The organism is Vibrio sp. 1078-1 (assembly GCF_033340475.1).
Window position 1 is genome coordinate 1 of the sequence record NZ_JAWOWM010000170.1, and the last position, 863, is coordinate 863.

At 43.6% G+C, this 863-nt stretch carries 3 protein-coding genes; 1 reads left to right on the plus strand and 2 read right to left on the minus strand.

The annotated features are described in order from the left end of the window. Positions 1 to 14 precede the first annotated feature (14 nt). A complete protein-coding gene (locus R7190_RS26365) occupies positions 15 to 266 on the plus strand; it encodes a YgjV family protein (RefSeq protein ID WP_005454365.1) in 252 nt (83 codons plus the stop codon). A gap of 65 nt (positions 267 to 331) precedes the next feature. On the opposite strand, the gene R7190_RS26370 is transcribed toward R7190_RS26365, so the two are convergent. Continuing rightward, entirely contained in the window at positions 332 to 613 is a 282-nt protein-coding gene (locus R7190_RS26370; RefSeq protein ID WP_005482124.1) for a DUF2218 domain-containing protein, read from the minus strand. A gap of 59 nt (positions 614 to 672) precedes the next feature. After that, on the minus strand, positions 673 to 863 hold a 191-nt coding region (locus R7190_RS26375; RefSeq protein WP_318137742.1), incomplete at its 5' end, for a hypothetical protein.

Here is an 863-nt window from a genome sequence, read left to right on the forward strand (position 1 = left end):
AAGAGGGTCAAATAATGGAAATGAATATGGTTGAGATTTTAGGCTACGCAGCTTCAATCATGGTCGCTATTTCGCTAACTATGAAAGATATTGTTAAGCTTCGTATCCTTAACTTTATCGGCTGTGCACTGTTCACTGCTTACGGACTGATGATTGATTCGTGGCCAGTAGTGCTAACAAACGGCTTTATTGCATGTGTTAACGTGTACTTCCTAGCTAAAATGCAGCAGGAAAAAAAAAGCCTAGAGCCTGAAAAAGCCCAATAAAACTCGTATTTTGAAAGGCCCGCAAGTCATACACTGCGGGCTTTTTTATTGTCTAAAATTCGTTTTTATCGAATCCAATCAAGCTCGAGCGTCTCTCTACGTGAAAACATTTCGACATGCGATTCGATAATGCCCTTCACTTGCTCCAACTGCTTTTCAGAATCCGCTTCACACGCAATAATGAGGCACAGCCCATTCAAACTGAATTCTGCCTTTCCAGCAGGGAATGTTACCAAGCCACTTTGTTCATCCCACGTTGCAGGCACTTTACGTGCGAAATGTCGGCATAGCGTCACTAAGTATTTGCTCGCGTGTTCACTTTCAATCTGGGTAGTTTCTTTGATCATATTGTCACTTTGCTTATTCGTGTAAAAAGGCCCTCTTTCGAGAGCCTTATGAGTAGGTTTTAGAATTGGTAAGCCGCTGAAAGCTTGAAGTTACGACCTGGTTCGTAATCATCTAGCGTGAAGCCGCGTACCGTGCCCGAACGTGACGCATGTGATGTGTAAACCTCATCGAAGACATTATCGATACCGAACGTTACCGATAAGCCATCAACGTTCGACGGCACCCACTGAGCGTACAGATTATGCACAT

Excerpts from the sequence above, each read along its gene's own strand:
- R7190_RS26365 (WP_005454365.1), top strand. The coding sequence starts at position 15 with ATGGAAATGAATATGGTTGAGATTTTAGGCTACGCAGCTTCAATCATG.
- R7190_RS26370 (WP_005482124.1), bottom strand. The coding sequence starts at position 613 with ATGATCAAAGAAACTACCCAGATTGAAAGTGAACACGCGAGCAAATAC.